The organism is Pseudomonas sp. DC1.2 (assembly GCF_034351645.1).
Lineage (GTDB): Bacteria > Pseudomonadota > Gammaproteobacteria > Pseudomonadales > Pseudomonadaceae > Aquipseudomonas.
Genome location: NZ_CP133782.1, coordinates 4,397,747 through 4,418,374 on the forward strand (window position 1 = coordinate 4,397,747; position 20,628 = coordinate 4,418,374).

The 20,628-nt window shown below is 58.1% G+C and carries 14 protein-coding genes; 8 read left to right on the forward strand and 6 right to left on the reverse strand.

Annotation, left to right across the window (positions count from 1 at the left end; translation table 11 throughout):
• Positions 1-51: 51 nt before the first annotated feature.
• The gene (locus RHM68_RS19845; protein WP_322218188.1) at positions 52-1,086 is read right to left on the reverse strand and encodes an alpha/beta hydrolase; all 1,035 of its coding nucleotides are present in this window, start codon (positions 1,084-1,086) and stop codon (positions 52-54) included.
• Between the two features lie 264 nt (positions 1,087-1,350).
• Here RHM68_RS19845 and RHM68_RS19850 point away from each other — a divergent pair, with 264 nt between their 5' ends.
• Positions 1,351-4,668, forward strand: a complete 3,318-nt coding sequence (locus RHM68_RS19850) for a hypothetical protein (protein WP_322218190.1) — start codon at positions 1,351-1,353, stop codon at positions 4,666-4,668.
• 101 nt (positions 4,669-4,769) lie between these two features.
• Here RHM68_RS19850 and metE read toward each other — a convergent pair whose 3' ends face one another.
• Positions 4,770-7,082: a 5-methyltetrahydropteroyltriglutamate--homocysteine S-methyltransferase gene (metE, locus tag RHM68_RS19855; protein ID WP_322218193.1), complete on the reverse strand. Its 2,313-nt coding sequence runs from the start codon at positions 7,080-7,082 to the stop codon at positions 4,770-4,772.
• Positions 7,083-7,191: 109 nt separating this feature from the next.
• On the opposite strand from metE, the gene metR reads away from it, so the two are divergent.
• On the forward strand, positions 7,192-8,109 hold the full coding sequence (gene metR / locus RHM68_RS19860; protein WP_322218196.1) for a transcriptional regulator MetR: 918 nt from the start codon (positions 7,192-7,194) through the stop codon (positions 8,107-8,109).
• A gap of 25 nt (positions 8,110-8,134) precedes the next feature.
• On the opposite strand, the gene RHM68_RS19865 is transcribed toward metR, so the two are convergent.
• The 4 genes from RHM68_RS19865 to RHM68_RS19880 all read right to left on the reverse strand — a co-directional run bounded on the left by RHM68_RS19865 (position 8,135) and on the right by RHM68_RS19880 (position 11,197).
• Complete coding sequence (locus tag RHM68_RS19865) at positions 8,135-8,632, reverse strand: GNAT family N-acetyltransferase (RefSeq protein ID WP_322223872.1); 498 nt, start codon at positions 8,630-8,632, stop codon at positions 8,135-8,137.
• Positions 8,633-8,634: 2 nt separating this feature from the next.
• Positions 8,635-9,273 carry a LysE family translocator gene (locus RHM68_RS19870; protein ID WP_322218199.1) on the reverse strand — a complete coding sequence of 213 codons (639 nt, stop codon included), beginning with the start codon at positions 9,271-9,273 and terminating at the stop codon, positions 8,635-8,637.
• Positions 9,274-9,297: 24 nt separating this feature from the next.
• Positions 9,298-9,732, reverse strand: coding sequence for an NUDIX domain-containing protein (locus RHM68_RS19875; RefSeq protein ID WP_322218202.1), 435 nt, complete (start codon positions 9,730-9,732; stop codon positions 9,298-9,300).
• A gap of 73 nt (positions 9,733-9,805) precedes the next feature.
• Complete coding sequence (locus RHM68_RS19880; protein ID WP_322218205.1) at positions 9,806-11,197, reverse strand: HD domain-containing phosphohydrolase; 1,392 nt, start codon at positions 11,195-11,197, stop codon at positions 9,806-9,808.
• A gap of 259 nt (positions 11,198-11,456) precedes the next feature.
• On the opposite strand from RHM68_RS19880, the gene RHM68_RS19885 reads away from it, so the two are divergent.
• The 6 genes from RHM68_RS19885 (at position 11,457) to RHM68_RS19910 (ending at position 20,503) form a co-directional block, all read left to right on the forward strand.
• Entirely contained in the window at positions 11,457-13,757 is a 2,301-nt protein-coding gene (locus RHM68_RS19885) for an EAL domain-containing protein (protein ID WP_416195205.1), read from the forward strand.
• A complete protein-coding gene (locus tag RHM68_RS19890; protein ID WP_322218208.1) occupies positions 13,754-15,628 on the forward strand; it encodes a putative bifunctional diguanylate cyclase/phosphodiesterase in 1,875 nt (624 codons plus the stop codon). Before RHM68_RS19885 ends, RHM68_RS19890 begins: the two co-directional genes overlap by 4 nt.
• Positions 15,629-15,672: 44 nt before the next feature.
• Complete coding sequence (locus tag RHM68_RS19895; protein ID WP_322218211.1) at positions 15,673-16,632, forward strand: cytochrome-c peroxidase; 960 nt, start codon at positions 15,673-15,675, stop codon at positions 16,630-16,632.
• Positions 16,629-18,440: a DAHL domain-containing protein gene (locus RHM68_RS19900; RefSeq protein WP_322218215.1), complete on the forward strand. Its 1,812-nt coding sequence runs from the start codon at positions 16,629-16,631 to the stop codon at positions 18,438-18,440. Before RHM68_RS19895 ends, RHM68_RS19900 begins: the two co-directional genes overlap by 4 nt.
• Complete coding sequence (locus RHM68_RS19905; RefSeq protein WP_322218218.1) at positions 18,437-19,843, forward strand: ATP-binding protein; 1,407 nt, start codon at positions 18,437-18,439, stop codon at positions 19,841-19,843. The genes RHM68_RS19900 and RHM68_RS19905 overlap by 4 nt, the downstream gene beginning before the upstream one ends.
• 189 nt (positions 19,844-20,032) lie before the next feature.
• A complete protein-coding gene (locus RHM68_RS19910; RefSeq protein WP_322218221.1) occupies positions 20,033-20,503 on the forward strand; it encodes a DUF4234 domain-containing protein in 471 nt (156 codons plus the stop codon).
• The last annotated feature ends 125 nt before the right edge of the window (positions 20,504-20,628 follow it).

The window sequence follows — 20,628 nt, forward strand, 5'->3', positions numbered from 1 at the left end:
GGGCTGGGCTTACTCGCGAACGGGCTCGAATGAACATTGCAGAGTGCCGCGTTACAAGAGGTTGTATTCGCCCACTGGATCAATCCGCGCCCAACGCGGAGTGTCTTCACGATGCGCCTGCAAGTACGGCAATACCGCCGCCAGTAAAGGCGCCTTGAAGGCTTCCTGGAATCGATGGGCCAAGCCCGGAATCAGCTTCAACTGACTGCCTTGAATGTGCGCGGCCAAGTGGATGCCGTGCATCATTGGCAACAGCGGATCGGCCGTACCGTGTACCACCAACGTCGGCACGCGCAAGCGATTGAGCAGCGCCACTCGGCTGGGCTCGGCGAGGATCGCCATAATCTGACGCTTCACGCCCTCGGGATTGAACGCGCGGTCATAGGACAATGCAGCCTGATGCAGCAGCGCCTGGCGATCATCGCTCACCGTCGGGCTGCCCAGCGCCGCCAGCAGGTCGGCCTGCTGCTCCAGCGCGACGTCGCGATTCGGTGCGCTGCGTCGGGACAATAGCTGCACCAACGCCGCGCTCGGTGCCGGCAAGCCTTGGGCGCCGGAACTGGTCATGATCAGCGTCAGGCTCTCGACCCGCTGGGGGGCCATCGCGGCCAGATGCTGCGCAATCATGCCGCCCATGCTCGCGCCCAGCACGTGAAACTGCTCAATATGCAGCGCATTCATCAGGCCCAACGCGTCGTCGGCCATGTCGGTCAGGGTATACGGCGCCGCCACGGGCAAGCCGAGCTTGTAGCGCAGCACTTCGAAGGTGAGATTGGCGCTAGCCGGTGCCTGGCGCCAAGTCGACAGACCAACATCGCGATTGTCGTAACGAATCACCCGAAAGCCCTGTTGGCACAGCGCGACGACCACTTCATCCGGCCAGTGAATCAATTGCCCACCAAGCCCCATCACCAGCAACAACGCCGGATCCGAGGCACGCCCAACGCTCTGATAAGCCAGGCTCACCTGGTCCAGGTCCACCCATTCGGTAGGGACATTGACATCGCAGCGCGAAGCCGCAAAAGACGCTTGGCCACAGAACAGCGCGGCACAAAAAATCGCCACTGAAAAAAACAAAGTACGCATGAAAAACACCGAAACGCAGAACCCCAGTAGAGCGCGAGTCTGATGAAGTTTGTTCAAGCGCGCTGCCACAGTTGCGTGACAGTTTGATGAAGATTGCCGAGTGGTCATCAGCGCGGTTGGCTGTTCATGGGCTGACCACTCGTCGAAAACAGCCCCCTACCTGTCAGTTCTGTCAGTAGTCAAATGCAGCGGCAGCGTTCTCAATCAAGCATTGACGACACATCCGAAGCCGAATCCATGAAGACTCTGACTGGAGCATAAAACATGAACAGCGGTACTTACCTCAGTAAAGATCAGGACGTGTCCATCGCCACTTACGCACGTTCAGCGATTGAAATTCCCGGTGCAATAACTCCGGTCGACGCGGCGGATGTAGGAGTCAATCTGGCGCTGCTCAGAGCCAATCGCGGCCTGCCTATCATTATTAGCCCCGATGCCATCAAGCCGGGCGACACCGTGTTGGTGTATATCGACAACCGATTGATACATGTGTTGGTAGTCGCCGATAATTACGACGGCTTGGCCATCACACTGAGCATCCCATCAAACCTGGTCCCGGAAGGGATCTTCGTCCTGAGGTACCGGGTTAACATTCAGACGTCGGCCCCGCTGACAGTGCTGGTCAAAACCCGATTGCCGGGCGGGATTGATCCGCAGCCCAACCAACCAGGTCACCACCTGCTGGCCGCTCCCAGCATCGCATCGAAGATACTCAACGGGCTGCAGGATGAAACAGTCACGGTACAACCATGGGAGGGTATGTGCCGCAATGACGTGGTGACGCTGCAATTTGCGGACTGTGGCTTGCCACATACCGTGCAGGCTAACGAGGTCGGGCTGCCCATCACCTTCATCCTGCCCACGGACAGGGTTGCCGCCAATGGAAATGGCGCAACGCTCCTTTATTACAAGGTCTGCGACGACGTCGGGAACCAAGCCTCGGATCATTCTCTGGGACAGTCAATCACGATTCAAATCGGCGACGATAAACTGACGACGCCCGTGGTCGAGGGCATGGATCAGCAGCACGCGCTCTACCTCGCTGACTTGGGAAGCCGATCGATCCAGGTCACACTCGACACGTCGTCCTCGCGATTCGTCGCGGGCGATAGCCTGGAATTGATCTGGCGAAGCGCCTATCGCACCGGTGAACTGGAAGTCGTCAGGCAGGTTCAGGTGCTGACGAACTCGTCGACACTTGTTTTCACTGTTGCAAACGCCGTTGCCCAACGGCTTGCTGGCGGGTGCGCCCACCTTTTTTTCAATCACACCGACGCCAATGGCGTCATTGAGCAGTTATCGTTCCTGGATTTTTTCGTCGTCGGCAACACCCGCAGGGTCGATACCCCAGAGCCGGGCCAGCAAGATATTGCCCAGACGAGCGGCCTATTTAACGTACCCGAGATGGGCATCCTGAAGATTTCTGCACCGAGCGTACTGAAAAGCACCAGACCGGTGGTGGGCGCGATGTGCGGGGTTTCATTGCGTATCTACGATGACGTAGCCCCCAATGGCGTCGATGCCTATATTGCAGCCCTGGACGGAGCAGCAGCCGATGATGTGATCGACCTCGTCCTCAACGGGACGATTGAAGCCACCACGTCAATCCTGCCAGGTGGAGAAAACGTTTCTCGGACGATGAGAATTCCCAATCTGAAGTTCAACTCCGATAAGGTCAACTCGCTGGTGTTCACCGTTACCCGTCCCAGCAATAACGCCGAGACGTCTCCGCCGCTGACTATTCTGTACAACGCCATCCGCCCAGGCCTCGTGGACCGCGACCCGCTGGTAGATGGCCATTCCGAATTGGAGCTGCTGCTGCCGCAAGACATCATCGACAACGGACTGGATTCCGATCGCGCCGCGAATGGCGTTCAGGTGACATTCCGCTATCCCTATTGCCGAGCCGAAGACAAGATTAAGTTTCGACTCAATAAACTGGACATTGAATTCGTGGTCACCGCCAGCGAAGCGCCTGCAGCGCCGTCGTCGACGCCGGCCAGCATCACGCGGCTATTGACCCGGGAGCAATTCGTGCAAGCGGTCGACCATCCGGAGTTTTCGTTTTCCTATACAGTGATTGACCAAATCACCAATGGTCCTGACCCTCGCGCGCCCTACTCGGCCAGGGTGCTGATTGATGTCGATCTGGCAGGCATACGTCGTGCCGCGCCGGTGTTTCGCGAGAACCTTGACGACGATAACGATGTACCGGAGATCATTGAACTGGAAAAACTGGCCGGCCAGCCACTGCATCTGATCATCCGCACCGACTCAACGCGGTTTGCGATAAACGACCGCATCCGGGCGACCTACCGCAGCCCGCCGAGCGCTGATTTTATCGTGGAGGGAACCGTCAAAGGTCAGTTCGGTCAACCGTTCCCCCTCGTGCTGGAAGTGCCCTACAACCAAGTGATTTCCGGGCGCTTGGTCAGCGCTACGTATGAACAGTTCCGCGGTACCAACCCCCTTCCAATTGCCAACTCCAGAACGGCAAAGGCGCGGGTCATTGGCGAAGCCTTGCCAGACTTGCTACCCCCTCGGGTGCTGATTGCGCCTAACGGAATACTCGATCCAAACGACAATCCGCAAGGTGCTACGGGTCGGGTGGACGTCATCCTGTTTCACCCTGACGACAGCGTGCGCTTGATCGTCCAGGGCACCCCAGGCGTCGGTTCCCCTCTCTTCGACCCCTTGAAGTTGGACGCCAACGGTCGCGCTGATTTTCCCCTGACCCGAGCGTTTATAGAGGCCAACCTGGGGCAGGAAGTTAATACCAGCTACATGTTGATTCGGGGCACCGTCGAAAAGCAATCTCCTGTGCTCCTGCTCTCCGTACTGAATCCCCTAGAGGAACCGCAAATCACCTCCATCCTGGCGGGAGGTATCAACGTTCCACCCGGCAGCAGTACCTATTACCGAACCGGCATTGTTATCAGTGGTACAGCCACGCCGAATCAGCCAGTGGATGTTCTGGATGGGGCCACGCCCCTGGGTCGGTTTACCACCGATGGCAGTGGCGCCTGGACCGTGCCTGCACAGTCTTATAGCGCAAGCGCCCATACCATCACGGTGCGAAACACCAGCGGCGCAAACAAATCCTCAATACGTGTGTTTACCGTGCTGGAAGGGCTGGCACTGCATATCGCGCGGTTCTCGCAACAGGACATGGGCGGCTGGATGTGGGGCGGAGCCGGGGAGCATAGAGATCTGAGCTGGATCATTTATCCGCAACAAGGCTATTACCACCTTCACAATCATACCTACACCAACCATTCAAATGGCGCGGTGCTGACCAGAGAGTTTTTCGGCCTCACACCCGGCGCCACTTACCTGCTGTCATCGGGCACCTTTCGTTCCGATACACCCTTCGTTCACCCGAAGCTGCAACTCAGCACCAGTGCGGGGGACGTTTCAGGTATCTATGTACTGTCTGTTATTTATCAGCTTGTATCGTTGCAACTGCGATTCGTCGCGAGCGCCCCGACCATGACGCTGAATGTCTTGAACAATGAACCCTCAGGGGTAGGTAACGACTGGGACTTCACCCATATACAGATTGAAAGAATGCTTCTTCCCTGAAGGAGCGGACCCATTTAATCGCGCTCTTTAACGGTAAAAGAATGCCCGCTACCCCTCACCGGTTAGCGGGCTTTATGGGCGATTTCAACCACGGCCAAACATTACGCCAACTGCCTGCGCAACTGCCGCGCCGCCGCCACCATGTTCACCAACGCCGCCTCGGTTTCCGGCCACGCCCGTGTCTTCAAGCCGCAGTCGGGATTGACCCACAAGCGCTCCGCCGGAATGCGCTTCACTGCTTTGCTCATCAACTTGACCATCTCGGCGGCGTCCGGAACCCGTGGTGAGTGGATGTCATAGACGCCCGGGCCGATGTCGTTCGGGTAGTCAAAGGCTTCAAAGGCCTCCAGCAATTCCATGTCCGAGCGCGAGGTTTCGAGGGTGATGACGTCAGCGTCCATGGCCGCGATAGACTCGATCACGTCGTTGAATTCGCTGTAGCACATGTGCGTATGAATCTGGGTTTCATCCCGCACACCGGAGGCGCTCAAGCGGAACGCTTGCACTGCCCAGTCGAGGTATGCCTGCCAGTGCGCCCGGCGCAGCGGTAGTCCTTCGCGAAACGCGGCTTCGTCGATCTGGATGATTTTGATCCCGGCGTTTTCCAGGTCGACCACTTCGTCACGCAGGGCCAACGCTAACTGCTGCGCCTGGATCTTGCGCGACACGTCTTCACGCGGGAACGACCACATCAGCATGGTGACGGGGCCGGTAAGCATGCCCTTCATCACCTTGTCGGTCAGACTCTGCGCATAAGTGATCCAGTCGACCGTCATCGCTTTCGGGCGGCTCAAGTCGCCGTAGATGATCGCCGGTTTCACGCAACGCGAACCGTAGCTCTGAACCCAGCCAAAACGGCTAAACAGGTAGCCGTCCAGTTGCTCGGCGAAGTACTCGACCATGTCATTGCGCTCGGCTTCACCGTGCACCAGCACGTCCAGCCCCAAACGTTCCTGAACCTGAACGGCATGGCGAATTTCGCTGTGCATGGCGTCGGTGTAATCGTTGACCGACAAATTGCCTTGCTTGAAGGCCTGGCGCGCCCGTCGAATCGCCCCGGTCTGCGGAAACGAACCAATGGTCGTGGTCGGGAACACCGGCAGTTTCAGGCGAGCACGTTGTTGCTCGATGCGCTGGGTAAACGCTGAATGCCGCTGGCTGTCCGCCGCCCCGATGGCATTGATACGTGCCTGGACTTGCGCGTTATGCAGGCGTGGTGACTGGGCGCGGCCAGCCTGAATCGCACGGCTCTCGGCCAGCGCAGCTTTGACTTTGAGCGATTGCGGGTCATTGAGGGCGTCACGCAGCACGGCGATTTCACCGCACTTTTGCACGGCGAAAGCCAGCCAGCTTTTCAATTCAGGATCAAGTTTGTCTTCACGCTCCAGGTCCACCGGGCTGTGCAGCAACGAGCAGGAACTGCTGACCCAAAGATTGTCGCCAAAGCGCTCTTGCGCCGGTTGCAGTTGTGCCAGCGCCTGCTCCAGTTCACAGCGCCAGACGTTACGACCATTGACCAGACCCACCGACAGAACCTTGTAAGTGGGCAAGCGATCCAGCACCTGGCCGAGCTGCTCCGGTGCGCGTACCGCATCAATGTGCAGGCCTTGCACCGGCAGACCGACCGCCAGGCCGAGGTTGTCTTCCAAGCCACTGAAGTAGGTCGCCACGAGTTTTTTCAACGGCGAGTATTGAAGGATGTGATAAGCGCGCTCGAAGGCGCTTTTCCAGGCTTGCGGCAGGTCGAGGGTCAGGATCGGTTCGTCGATCTGTACCCACTCCACCCCTTGGGCCTGGAGCCGACCGAGTATTTCGTTGTAGACCGGCAGCAAGCGCTCCAGCAAATCGAGTTTGTCGAAATGATTGCCCTTCGCCTTGCCCAGCCACAGGTAAGTCAAAGGACCGATGATCACCGGTTTGACGGTGTGGCCCAGGGCCTTGGCTTCGTCAACTTCATCGAACAGTTGCTCCCAGCTCAGCGTGAATGATTGGTCAACGCTGAACTCCGGGACCAAGTAGTGATAATTGGTGTCGAACCACTTGGTCAGCTCCTGAGCGTACTGCGCCTGGGGCTGCTCGCCTGCGCAGCAATTGGCTTTGGCACCACGAGCCATGGCGAACAAGGTGTCCAGAGTCGGCTGACCGTTGGCGCCCCTGGCGCTGTCGAAGCGCTCGGGGATCACACCGAAGGCCAAGGAGTGAGCCAGCACCTGGTCGTACCACGCAAAGTCGCCGACGGGCAGCAGGTCGATGCCGGCGTCTTTCTGCAATTGCCAATGCCTGGCGCGCAGTTGGCGGCCGACGCTGTGCAGCGCGTCCTGATCGAGGTCGCCTTTCCAGTACGACTCAAGGGCTTTTTTCAATTCGCGGTCAGCGCCGATGCGTGGAAAACCGAGTGTGTGGGCCAAGGCCATGGTGAATTTCTCCCCGTAAAAGATGGTGCCATTGTCGACAGCCCGCCCAACATGAGACAAACTCAACTTTTTCGTGTTGATCACAAGTTTTACTCATGGAGACCTACGGGTGCTTGAAATACGTCACTTGAAGACCCTGCACGCCTTACGCGAAGCCGACAGCCTGGTCGATGCCGCTGATCGCCTGCACCTGACCCAGTCGGCGCTGTCCCATCAGTTCAAGGAGCTTGAAGAACGCATGGGCATGCAGCTGTTCGTTCGCAAGACCAAACCGGTGCGTTTCACCAGTGCCGGTTTACGCCTGCTGCAACTGGCCGACGCCACCCTGCCGCTGCTACGCGGCGCCGAGCGCGATATCGCGCGGCTGGCCGGTGGCACTGCTGGGCGTTTGCACATGGCAATCGAGTGCCACAGTTGCTTTCAGTGGCTGATGCCGACGATCGACCAATTTCGCGATGCCTGGCCGGAAGTCGAACTGGACTTGGCATCGGGGTTTTCCTTCGCCCCGCTGCCGGCACTGGCGCGCGGCGATCTGGACCTGGTGGTGACGTCCGATCCGCTGGAACTGGCCGGGATTACCTATGTGCCGTTGTTCACTTATGAGGCGATGCTGGCGGTGGCCAACCAACACCGTTTGGCAAACAAAACCTATATCGTGCCGGAAGACCTGCTGACGGAGACCTTGATCACCTATCCGGTGGAGCGTGATCGGCTGGACATTTTCACCCGTTTCCTGGAGCCGGCCGACATCGAACCGGCACAGGTGCGCACCTCGGAGCTGACAGTGATGATGATGCAACTGGTCGCCAGCGGTCGCGGCGTCTGCGGCGTGCCCCACTGGGCCCTGCATGAATACAGCTCACGGGGTTATGTGAAGGCCAAACGGCTGGGCGAGAAAGGTTTGTTTGCGACGCTATACGCGGGCATTCGCGCCGACATGCTCGACGCGCCCTACATGCGCGATTTTTTGCTGACGGCCAAGGACACCTCGTTTTCGACCCTGGATGGGGTCAGCGCCGTGCGCTAACCCCCCTGTGTAAGCCTAATGATCTTTAGACCTGGCGCCACATATGGAGCTTATCGAAATACTCCTCGCCCACCCGCACCGCCATTGGCTCCAGACCGAACTGCACGAAGCCACTGCGCTGATACAGCTTGAACGCCGCGTCGTTGCCGGCGGTGACGGTCAGCTGGATCAGCCTCAGGCCCGCCCGGTTCTGCGCTTCAGCCAATGCTGCCTGCACCAGTTCGAACCCAAGCCCGCGCTGGCGGACGTTGCCCGACACGTATAAGCCAAACAGCGTGGCCTTGTGACGGGCCTTTTCCCGTGGGTCAAAGGCCAGCCCGACGATGCCGGCTAACGTGCCATCCTCGAACGCGCCCAGCACCACGTCCAGTTGGCTGCTCAAGCGTGACGCCCACCAACTCAATGGCATTGCCGCGCGTTCGCGCACGCTGGAGGTGAAAGCTTGCGGATGCCGGTCATAGGCTTCGAGCATCAACGCTCGATAGTCCAGGGCGTGGCGGGTATCCAGTCGTTCAATCCACATGCTCATGCAGTCCTGCGTTGTTCAAGCATCAGCCGTACCGCCAGCGCAGCCAATACAAAACCCATGAAATAGCGTTGCACCGACAGCCATGTCGGGTTGTTGACGAACCAGGCGGCAATGCCCGACGCGAACACCGCGATCAACAGGTTGACGATGAAACTCACGCTGATCTGCGTCAGGCCCAGAATGAGGCTCTGGGTAAACACAGAACCGTGCTCTGGGGTGATGAACTGCGGAAACACCGACAGGTAAAACACTGCAATCTTCGGATTCAGGGCGCTGGTGAGAAAGCCCATCGTGATCAATTTTCGGGAAGAGTCCGGTGGCAGTTGTTGCGCCTCGAAAGGCGACCGCGCACCCGGTTTGACCGCTTGCCAGGCCAGCCACAGCAAGTACAAGGCGCCAGCCCATTTCAGCACTTCATAGGCCATCGGCACCGCCAGAAACACCGCGGTCAAACCGGCCGCTGCGGCGAACAAATGCACGAAGAACCCCGCCACCACGCCAAACAACGACGTAATACCAGCCTTACGGCCCTGACAGATAGAACGGGAAATCAGGTAAATCATGTTCGGCCCTGGCGTCAGCACCATCAGCAACGCGGCAGCCGCAAACATGAGCAAGTCTTGAAGCGGGATCATGGGCAATCCTTAGTCCATAAGTGATCAGGAAGTCGCTATTAAGGAGGCTCGATAAAACGGCAGGATCAGGTCCCGTGTCAATGGCGCCAGCGTGACATCGCCGTCGGTGGCCGGATCGATCCAGCGCACCTCTTCGATCTCTGCCGCAGGTGTCACGCCGGAATCAATCGTCAGTTGAAAAAGTTCGGCGTGTACGACAAAACCCGGCTCATTGACAGCCGGTGCCGAAAATTGCCCCAGGTAGGTCGCATGCGCCGGATCGACAACCAGCCCCAACTCTTCTTCGAGCTCGCGGGCGAGGGCTTGGAGCGGTTGCTCATGCGACTCGATCTTGCCGCCCGGCTGCATGAACGCCTCGGTGCCGCGCTTGCGTACCAGCAGCGTGCGACCGTCGGGCCCGATCAGCAACGCGGCGGCAATACGAATAAGACGAGGCGAAGCGGTGGGTGCAATGGTCATGGGCGGACGTAGCCTTGGTTAAAAAGCCACAAGGATCACATGGCGCGAGGGGTTCGTCACCTGTGAAAAAACATCATGCGAGCGCGCCCCCAGGCTTCAGTGGCGCCTGCAAGGTGGGGTTTTCCACAACGGAGGAGTCCGCCGGTATTTTCACAAAGATGCTGTACCGAGCGCCTTCCATCGCTTCGAAGGCGATCAACTTGTCTACCAGCGGCGCGTTCAATACCTTGCCCGCATTCAGCAGCAACATGCCGTTATCGGCGTTAAGGTTGCGTGCCAGAATCATGCCCGTCGCCAGATCCCGTGTGGTCAGTACCTTGACCGATGGGTCGGCCAACGTCACATCACTGAGGTAGGCAGAACAGACGTGAATGAAGTCCTCCACCAGTGCCGGGTCGTAGAGACGCCCGGCATAGCTGCGGATATACACCAGCGCTTCATCGCTGTTCATCTGCCGTTCAAGGATCAGCCCGCGTTGCAGCTCGATAAAGTCCACCGCCAGTTTTAACAAGCGCGATCCGAACGGAATCGCCTCGCCCTTGAGTCGATCAGGAAAACCGCTGCCGTCCCAGCGTTCCTGATGGTGCAGGATCAGACGAGCCGCATCTTTCATCGGGTCGAGGGTCATCAACAGTGACTCACTCTGTTTCGGATACGCGCGATAGCGGTCACGTTCGATGTGATGCAGCAGGTCCGAGGGCGTACTCATCATGCTGTCGGTCCAGCTCAGCTTGCCAATGTTGTAAAGCGCGGCGGCCATGGTCAGGTCGCGGCTGGAGCCCTCGTCCACCCCATGCAGTTTGCAGTACACCCGCACCAGCTCGATGATCTGGCGATTGGTCTGCTTGGCAGGTGGCAGGCGTAGATTGGCCAGCAACGAGAACACCTCGGTGCCGGTGGCATAGCTGCGTTTGAGCTCTTCATAGGCCAGGTCGAGCATGTCGGCGGTCTGTTGCAATTCGCTGGTGCGGGCCGCAACGTGTTTTTCCAGGGTGGTATTGAGGGTTTTCAACTGGTCGTTCTGCTGCCGGGTCAGTTGCAGCAAACGCTGACGCTCACGCTCGGAATGTTGATGATCCAGGGCCTGACGCAGGGTCAGGAGCATCTCCTCGTCGTTCCAGGGTTTGCTGATGTAGCGGTGGATCTGGCCCTCGTTGATGGCCTTGATGATCGTCGGTAGGTCCGCGTAACCGGTGAGCAGAATGCGCGTGGTCTGCGGGTAATGCTGATGGATGTTGGCCAGCAGCGTAGCGCCATCCATCGCGGGCATGCGGGCATCACTCATCACCAGATCGATGGTGTGCTGCGCCATGATCTCCAGCGCCTGAGCACCGCTGGTGGCCAGTAGCACCTCGTAGGGCTGGCCGCGTAAAAGGCGACGCAGGCTGTTGAGGATTGACTCCTCGTCATCGACCAGCAACACCTTGGTTTTTCCGGTAAAAGTCGTGGGGAGTTGCTCTTCCATGGCGTCACCTCAATTAAAACGGGCCTCGTGTTACGCCGGCACCGGGCAAACGTACACTTTTGCTGGAGCCTGAATAACAGGCTAGATGATTTTGCAGCACGCCCTGTAAATAATTCCTTCACTCGGGCGCAGTCCAAGTAAGAGAACTATGCTCAGCGGACGCCAATCCATAATTTTTAACCGTTCGGCCAGGTAATCAGGGGAAGGATGCCCTTATGAACACACCGTTTCAGGCGGCTATCGATTCAGGCGTCTGCCTATGAGTACGCCGCTTGCCCCGAGCAACCGGCGAATCCTCATCGTCGACGACACCGCGTCGATCCATCAGGATTTCGCAAAGATTCTCAGTCCGCCGTCGGTCGATAACGACAGCCTGGACAGCACCGAAATGGCCCTCTTCGGCGGCACGGCCGCTGTTGCGCTGCAAAGCTTCATACTCGACTCGGCGTTCCAGGGGCTTGAAGCGCTGAATAAAGTCGAAGCCGCGCTGGCCAACGACCGGCCCTACGCCATGGCTTTTATCGACATGCGTATGCCGCCCGGCTGGGACGGCCTGCAAACCATCGAACGGCTGTGGCAGGTCGATCCCAAGCTCCAAGTAGCGCTGTGTACGGCTTACTCCGACTATTCGTGGGAAGACATCGACGAACGCCTTGAGCTTGGCGATCGTTTGTTGATCCTGAAAAAGCCTTTCGACGCCATCGAAATTCGTCAGATGGCCAGTGCGCTCACGGCCAAATGGCAAATGACCGAAGAGGCGGCGCTGAAGATGTCCATGCTCGAACAAGCGGTCGAAGCGCGCACCCTGGAGCTGTCCGACGCCAACATCATCGTGCAGAACAGCCCGACCATTTTGTACCGACTGCGGGGCGAGCCATCGTTTAGGTTGATGTACATTTCCCACAACATCACCCGGTACGGTCACGTCGCGGCGCAACTGGTGGCGTCAGCCAATTGGTCCAAAGAGCTGATCCACCCGGACGATCTGTCAAAGATCGACACCGCCATGGCACGCGTGCTGAATCGGCATGCCGAGGGCGCTACCATTGAGTTTCGCCTGCGCACTGGCGACGACGCCTGGCGCTGGGTCGAAAACCGTTACATTCCGGTGCGTGATGCTGAAGGTCGTTTACTGGAAGTCGAAGGCATCATCCTCGACATCACTGAACGCAAAGCCGCCGAAGAGAAAATCGCCCTGCTGGCCCGCACCGACGGGCTGACCGGACTCGCCAACCGCGCGACCTTGATCGAGCGACTGCACCAGGCGTTCGCGGCGACACGCCGAGGCGCCGCCGCGTTTGCGGTGTTTTACCTGGACCTGGACCACTTCAAGCGCATCAACGACACCCTCGGCCACCCGGTGGGTGATTTGCTGCTGCAAGAGGTCGCCCGCAGGATCAAAGCCTGCGTGCGCGAAAACGACGTGGTCGCACGCCTGGGCGGTGATGAGTTCGCGATGTTACAGCTCGATGTCAGCGACCCTACCCAGTCTGCTGCGCTGGCGGACAAGGTTCGAGATGCCCTGGTCCAGCCTTACTCGCTGGCCGGAAACGAGGTCCATGCCTCGATCAGCATTGGCATCAGCAGTTGCACCCCGGACATCGTCAGCGCCGACAGCCTGCTGACCCAGGCCGACATGGCGCTCTATCGCTCCAAGGAGCAGGGCCGCAACCAGTACCACTTCCATTGCGAGGAGATCAATCAAGAAGTGCTTGAGCGCATGACCATTACCAGCGACCTGAAAGCCGCCATTGAACACGAAGAACTCGAACTCAATTACTGGCCGGAAGTGGACCTGCGCACCGGCAAGATTCTCGGCATGGAAGCTCAGGTCAGCTGGAATCATCCAGAGCGCGGCCTGCTTGAGGGGCCGGCGTTCCTGCCGGCCGCCGAGAAAACCGGGACCATCGTTGCCCTCGGCCACTGGGTACTGGACCGTGCCTGCCAGCAGATGCGCCAGTGGCGCGACGCAGGCATGGCGCCTCCGGTGATCGCCATCAAGTTGTCCCTGGCCCAGCTCAAGAGCGGTGCCGAGCTGATCTATGACGTGCTGCGCACCACTGCGCGCTGGGAGCTGTGCCCATGGGACCTGCGCTTTGACGTCACCGAAGCGACCCTGGCCCAGACCAAATGGACCCACAACGATGTGCTGCCACGCCTGCGAGAGCTGGGGGTGAAGATCGCCATTGACGACTTCGGCACCGAATATTCCTCGTTTGACTACCTCAAGACCTATCAGGTCAATCACCTGAAACTCACCCAGGCCTTCATCGACAACGCCGCCCAGGATCCAGACAGCGCAAACACCTTGCTCGCTATCATCAACTTTGCCCGTGATGTGGGGATCGGCATCATCGCCGAAGGGGTCGAAACCCAAGAGCAACGCACTTCGCTGATGGCCACCGGTTCACCGATGAATGCTCAGGGTTATTTCTTCAGCAAAGCAGTCAGCAGCCAACAGGCCGCTGAACTGCTGAAGGCCGGAAGCATCGTACCCACGGGTCACGAAACCATTATGGCCCTGGACGAACTTCGGCGTTCAAAGGAGGACCGCGGATGAAAACACCTTTCGTGCGGACCAACCGGCGCATCCTGATCATCGATGACACGCCCTCGATCCATGAGGACTTTCGCAAAATCCTCGCCCCCGACGTGCAAGGGGAACAGAACTTGGCCGGCGCCGAAGAAGCGCTGTTCGGCACGCAGCCACCTGACCGGCTGACCTTTGAACTCGACTCCGCCTACCAGGGGCAGGAAGCCCTGGAGCTGGTTAAACGCGCCAAGGCCGAAGGTCGTCCCTATGCCATGGCGTTCACCGACATGCGCATGCCGCCGGGATGGGACGGCCTGGAAACCATCGAAGCGCTGTGGAAAGCCGACCCCCACCTGCAAATTGCACTGTGCACCGCCTATTCGGATTACAGCTGGGAAGCCATGGCCGAGCGGCTCGAATTCGGCGATCAGTTGCTGGTACTGAAAAAGCCTTTCGACAGCCTGGAAATCCGTCAAATGGCCAGCGCCCTGACCTGGAAGTGGCAGATGGCACAGGACGCGGCGATGAAAGTGCTGAGCCTGGAACAGACCATCGAGGCCAGGGTGCATGAGCTGCTCAAGGTTTCGCACCTGCTGCAATACGACGTCCTCACCGAGTTGCCCAACAGCACGTTGCTCGGTGACCGCTTGAACCAGGGGTTGGCCTTGTCCCGACGTCATGACAAACAAATGGCCGTGATGTTTCTGGGGCTGGACCGCTTCAAGCGCATCAACAATGCTCTGGGCCATCCGGCCGGAGACGAGGTACTTAAACGGGTCGGGCAGAATCTGGTCGCCAGCGTGCGTGAATCTGACTCGGTGTTTCGCTACGGTTCCGATGAGTTCGTGGTGATCCTGGCTGACATCCGCCATCCCCAGCAAACCAAGGGCATTGCCGAAAAACTCTTGAAGGCCGTCAGCGCTCCCCGGCATATCGCCGGCCACGATCTGAGCGTGACCGCCAGCGTGGGGATCAGCATTTACCCCGAGGACGGCCTGGACGCCATCCTGCTGATCAAAAAAGCCGAAACCGCGATGCATAACGTCAAGGAGAGCGGCCCGAACGATTACCGCTTTTTCATTGAGGACATGAACCAGCGCGCACGGGACCAACAGAGCATCGAGTCGGGCATTCGCCAAGCCTTGGAACGAAATGAGTTTGTGCTGCACTACCAGCCGAAACTGAACCTGAACAGTGGCCGGGTGGTGGGCGCCGAGGCCTTGATTCGCTGGCAAAAACCGGGACACAGCCTGATTTACCCGACAGATTTCATTGCCGTTGCCGAAGACAGCGGCTTGATCGTGCCGCTGAGCAAATGGGTGTTGGCTGAGGCCTGTCGTCAGGCCTGTGCCTGGCAAGCAGCCGGGCTGCCGAAAATCTGCCTGTCGGTGAACATGTCGGCCATCGATTTCCGTCAACGCGGATTTGTCGAAGGCATCGAACAGATCCTTCAGCAGACGGGTCTGGAACCGGCCTTGCTGGAGTTGGAAATCACCGAAGGGATATTGATGCAGAACGTCGACGCCACCGTCACCGCCCTGAACCGGATCAAGGCCTTGGGAGTCAGGCTGGCCATCGATGACTTCGGCACCGGTTATTCCAGCCTGAGCTACCTGCAACGCTTCCCCATCGATGTGCTGAAGATCGATCAGTCGTTCATCAGTGGCCTGAGCAGCGACAGTGCCGACGCAGCGCTGGTCAGCGCTATTATCAGCTTGGGCAAAAGCCTCAATCTGACCGTGATTGCCGAGGGTGTGGAGACACTTGAACAGCTGAATTTCCTCAAGGCCCACCAGTGCGAAGAAGGTCAGGGTTATTACTTCAGCAGAGCCGTAACGCCGGCTGTATTTGCGCAGTTCCTCACGTCCGTAAAACCGCTGCCACCCGCAGAGACATGAGCCTCGCGCAACAACACCCAGGTCAAACGCCAAGGATATTTGCGATGTTGCCTTACCGTGCCTTCTTGCTCTCACTCTGTGTATTGACCGTCAGCCTGACCACTGGTGCCGCGCCGCTGGACGAACCGCTCAAGCCGTTGCCGGCAGTGCCTCAGCAGGACCCTCAGCGGGTTGAGCTCGGTCGCCGGTTATTCAATGAACCTCGCTTATCGGTCAACAACAGCCTGGCCTGCGCCAGTTGCCATCGACTGGACAGCGGTGGCGCCGACAACAAGGCCTTTTCCATCGGCTTCAACGGCCAGCCGGTCGCCATCAACACCCCGAGTGTGTTCAACGCGAGCCTGAACTTCCGGCAATTCTGGAATGGCCGGGCCAGTACCCTGGAAGCGCAAGTCCACGAAGTGGTGCAAAGCCCCAACGAAATGGGCAGCAACTGGGAACACGTGGTGCAGACACTGAGCGCCGACCCGACCTATCACGCGGCATTCGCCAAGGCCTACTCGGACGGCGTCACCGTGGGCAATGTGCAAAATGCCCTGGCCACTTACGAGCGCACGCTGCTCAGCAGCCACTCGCGCTTTGATCAATACCTACTGGGCGACACCGATATTCTCTCGACCGATGAAAAATACGGTTACCAGCGATTCAAGGACTACGGCTGTATCTCTTGCCATCAAGGGGTGAACATCGGCGGCAACATGTTCCAGAAGTTCGGCGTCATGGGCGACTATTTCAAGGCGCGGGGCAACCTCACTGAAAGCGACCTGGGACGCTATCTGGTGACCCGAGACGAAGAGGATCGCAATGTGTTCAAAGTCCCGAGCCTGCGCAACGTTGCCGTGACCGCGCCGTACTTCCATGACGCCTCGGCGAACACCCTCGAAGAAGCGGTGGACGTGATGTTCAAGTTCCAGCTCGGACGCATGCCTTCAGCCGACGACAAGGCGCTGATCGTTAAATTCCTCAAGACCCTGACCGGAGAATGGGAAGGCAAGCCGCTATGAAAATGTCACCACGCCGGAGCATGGCACTGCTCAGTCTCGCGGCCCTGATCCTGGCCTCTACCCTGCTGTTTCTGTACCTAAAATCGAGTTCTGACCAGACCTCGACCTACGCCGAATCGCGGGACTTGATTGGCCAGATAAAACAGCTCAACGCGCAATGGGAAACCGAGATTCTCAAGGCCAGGATCGCCATCAACCACAACTATGATCCACTGGTCACGCCCCTGACCGAGATGACGCAAATGTGGGAGCGTTTCGACAGCATGCAATTGAGCCAGGGCCGCAACGACTCTCCCGCCTGGAAACGCAGCCGTGACGCCTACCTGGCGGCCATCGAGGAAAAGACCCGATTGGTGGAACAGTTCAAATCCCACAACGCGGTGCTGCGCAACTCACTGGCGTTTTTGCCCAGCGCCGAGGACGACATTCAGCAACCTCTGGCTCGACAGGTGGATGGCGACAAACTGCAATTGCAAAACATCGCCACCGACACCTATGACTTGCTGCTCAGTAGCCTAGAGTTTGCCCAAGTCACGTCTGACGACAAAGCCGCCGACATCCTGGTCGGGTTGAACAAACTGGGGGTCAACAAACTGCGGCTGCCGGAGCAGTTCCATGGCCCCATCGATCTTCTGAGCAGCCATATCGCGCTGATTGCGCGTGAACAACCGATCGTCAATCGACTGCTGGAAAACATTGAAGCCATCGCCGTGGCCGAACGCCTCGACGACATCACTCACCTGTTGAATCAGGATCAGCAACAGGCCGACGCGGTCGATCAGCGATACCACTTCTACATGCTGGTGTTCTCGGCACTGCTGGTCTTGGTGCTGCTGTACCTGGCGATCAGGCTGATGCGCAGTTTCACCGAAATCAATCGCGTCAACAAAGCGCTGCAAACCGCCAATGATGACCTTGAGCGGCGGGTCGAAGAACGCACCCGGGAACTCAAGGACACGCAGAGTGAACTGCTCGACACCGCGCGCCAGGCCGGCATGGCTGAGATCGCCACCAACGTGCTGCACAACGTCGGCAACGTCCTTAACAGCGTGAACATCTCCGCCGACTTGATCACCCGCAAACTGCGCAGCAGCAAAGCCCTTGGTCTGGGCAAGGCGATGCAATTGATCAACGAACATCCGACCGATCTGGGGCGCTTTCTGACCGAAGACGAAAAAGGCAAATTGCTCCCCGGCTACCTTAACCAACTGGTGGCCGCCATCGACCTCGAACAACAGGGCATGACCGATGAACTGGCCCAACTGACCAAAAGCGTGGACCACATCAAGGACATCGTTGCCACTCAGCAGTCCTACGCGGGAGCTAACAGCCTGATGGAGCCGCTACGCATCAGTGAACTGCTGGAGGACGCTTTGCGCATGAACTCCGGTGCCCTGACACGCCACCATGTCACGGTGGTCAAGGAGTACGACGACGTACCGCAAGTGATGGGCGACAAGCATCGGCTGCTGCTGATTCTGATCAACCTGATCAGCAACGCCAAATACGCCATGTCCGACCTCAGCGACCGTGCGCGACAGATGACCCTGGGGGTGAAAATTGTCGACGACACGCTCCTGCAAATCAGCGTCAAGGATGACGGCGAAGGCATTCCCGAGGAAAACATGACACGCATTTTTGCCCACGGTTTTACCACCCGCCAGGAAGGCCACGGCTTCGGTTTGCATAGCTGCGCGCTGGCCGCCATCGAGATGAATGGCCACCTCACTGCCCACAGTGACGGACCGGGCAAAGGCGCACAGTTCATCTTGCAAATCCCCCTGAAAACCGTGGCAGGTGACGCATGAGCAAACCTTCGAACCGACGCATTCTGTTGATCGACGACACGCCGTCCATACATGAGGATTTTCGTAAAATCCTCACCCCGCCCCCGGTGCAACATGCGGAGCTGGATGTGATGGAAGCGGCCTTATTCGGCGCCGACATGAAGTCTGCCAGCGCACTGTTCGAACTGGACTCGGCCTACGGCGGCCAGGAGGGCCTGGGCAAACTTAAGCAGGCACTCATGGAACACCGCCCTTATGCCATGGCTTTCGTCGATATGCGCATGCCCGACGGCTGGGACGGCGCGCAAACCATCGAACACCTGTGGCAGCAAGACCCGCGCCTGCAAGTGGTGGTGTGTACCGCCTATTCCGACTATTCGTGGGATGAACTGTTGGACCGTTTGCAAGCCCATGACCGACTGCTGATCCTGAAAAAGCCGTTCGACAACATCGAAGTCCAGCAGATGGCCAATACCCTGCTGACCAAATGGGACATGACCGAGCGGGCCAGCGTGCAGGTCGATCATTTGGGGCAAATGGTCGAACGCCGGACCCGGCAGTTCAAGGAAGCCAGCGTCGAGTTGCAACGGGAAATCGACGAGCGCAAACAACTGGAAAGCCAGTTGGTGCAATCGGAAAAACTCGCTTCACTGGGGCAACTGGCGGCCGGCGTCGCCCATGAAATCAACAACCCCATCGGCTTCCTTTCCTCAAACCTCGGCACCCTGGACGGCTATTTCAAACAATTACAGGAGATGCTCGATGCCTATCGAGAGGCCGAAGAAGCCATTGTTTCAACAGACGTCATCGAACGTCTGAGGCAATTGCGTGAACGGGTCGAACTGGAGTTTCTGCGCGAAGACATTCCACTGCTGATCAAGGAATCCAAGGACGGCATCAGCCGGGTCGGGCAGATCGTCAAGGATTTGAAAGACTTCTCCAGGGTGGACTCTAACCAGCAATGGCAGTGGGCCAATCTGCATCAGGGCATCGAATCGACCCTGAACATCGTCGCCAGCGAACTCAAGTACACGGCCGACGTCGTGAAGGAATACCAAGCGCTACCCGAAATCGAGTGCCTGCCGTCGCAACTCAACCAGGTCATCATGAACCTCATCGTCAACGCCTCTCAGGCGATGGGGCCACAGAGGGGCATCATCACTCTGCGAACCGGGCTTGACGGTGAAACGGTGTGGATTGAGGTGGCAGACACCGGTTCGGGCATTGAAGCGCAGAGTTTGCAGAAAATATTCGATCCGTTTTTCACCACCAAACCCGTTGGCCAAGGGACGGGGCTAGGCTTGTCACTGTCCTACGGAATTGTAAAAAAACACCACGGCAATATTTCGGTGCGCAGCGAGGTCGGGGTGGGGACCACGTTCAGAGTCGAACTGCCAGTGCGCCAGACCAAACTGGCCCTCTGAGCGATCCGCCCTGGTTTGCGGACACAACTGACGTCACGTCGCCGAAACTGTGGCCCTGTTTTGCAACGAAACATACAAAGAGACTAAACCACTTACATTCCCGGAAATTTCCCACGCGTGAGTTTGATAGCGTGCCAGCACCGCAGTACAGCGGTCGCTTGGCAGCTCAGCCCTCAATGGAAAACCGGCATGTTCGACATCTCTTCGCTCAAAGACAAAAACAACCTCACGACACTTAATCTCTTCTTATTGGTCATCCTCACCGCCGGTCTTTATCTGATTGTGTGGATGTATCGAACCGGCACCGCTATAGAAGAGGTCACCAAAATCAAAATCGTCAGTTCGAGTTTTTTCATCAGTTACTTGGCACTGATGGGGATAGGCGGACTTTTAGTGGACTTGGGCACTCAGGATATCGTGATGTTGGGCAGCATCATGCTGCTGACTTCGACCATCTTGGGGCTTGTCTGGTGCTTCCGTGCACGCGATGCGTTGAGGGAATATACGCAGAATGAACACGACTTCGAGCTGCTGATGAACTGGGTCTGCACGTTGTTTTTTAGTTTTTATTACGTCAACTACTGCATCAACGACTTGCCTGAAGCCAAACAAAACAGCCAAGGCGCGATCAAGCCAGTCGACACCTCAATTGAGAAATGACACGTACAAAAGGAAGAGAACCCAAGCTCTCTGACTTCTAGATGACCTTGAAGAATAAAGACCCGTTCATCATAAGGTCGGCGGCGTACTCCCAAACGAAGCAGATCGTCTATCTCCCTATACCC

Bases quoted from the DNA above. Each gene is read 5' to 3' on its own strand.
- RHM68_RS19910 (WP_322218221.1), top strand. From the start codon at position 20,033: ATGTTCGACATCTCTTCGCTCAAAGACAAAAACAACCTCACGACACTT.
- RHM68_RS19895 (WP_322218211.1), top strand. From the start codon at position 15,673: ATGTTGCCTTACCGTGCCTTCTTGCTCTCACTCTGTGTATTGACCGTC.
- RHM68_RS19870 (WP_322218199.1), bottom strand. From the start codon at position 9,273: ATGATCCCGCTTCAAGACTTGCTCATGTTTGCGGCTGCCGCGTTGCTG.
- RHM68_RS19875 (WP_322218202.1), bottom strand. From the start codon at position 9,732: ATGACCATTGCACCCACCGCTTCGCCTCGTCTTATTCGTATTGCCGCC.
- metE (WP_322218193.1), bottom strand. From the start codon at position 7,082: ATGGCCTTGGCCCACACACTCGGTTTTCCACGCATCGGCGCTGACCGC.
- RHM68_RS19900 (WP_322218215.1), top strand. From the start codon at position 16,629: ATGAAAATGTCACCACGCCGGAGCATGGCACTGCTCAGTCTCGCGGCC.
- RHM68_RS19845 (WP_322218188.1), bottom strand. From the start codon at position 1,086: ATGCGTACTTTGTTTTTTTCAGTGGCGATTTTTTGTGCCGCGCTGTTC.
- RHM68_RS19890 (WP_322218208.1), top strand. From the start codon at position 13,754: ATGAAAACACCTTTCGTGCGGACCAACCGGCGCATCCTGATCATCGAT.
- RHM68_RS19850 (WP_322218190.1), top strand. From the start codon at position 1,351: ATGAACAGCGGTACTTACCTCAGTAAAGATCAGGACGTGTCCATCGCC.
- RHM68_RS19880 (WP_322218205.1), bottom strand. From the start codon at position 11,197: ATGGAAGAGCAACTCCCCACGACTTTTACCGGAAAAACCAAGGTGTTG.
- RHM68_RS19885 (WP_416195205.1), top strand. From the start codon at position 11,457: ATGAGTACGCCGCTTGCCCCGAGCAACCGGCGAATCCTCATCGTCGAC.
- RHM68_RS19905 (WP_322218218.1), top strand. From the start codon at position 18,437: ATGAGCAAACCTTCGAACCGACGCATTCTGTTGATCGACGACACGCCG.
- RHM68_RS19865 (WP_322223872.1), bottom strand. From the start codon at position 8,632: ATGTGGATTGAACGACTGGATACCCGCCACGCCCTGGACTATCGAGCG.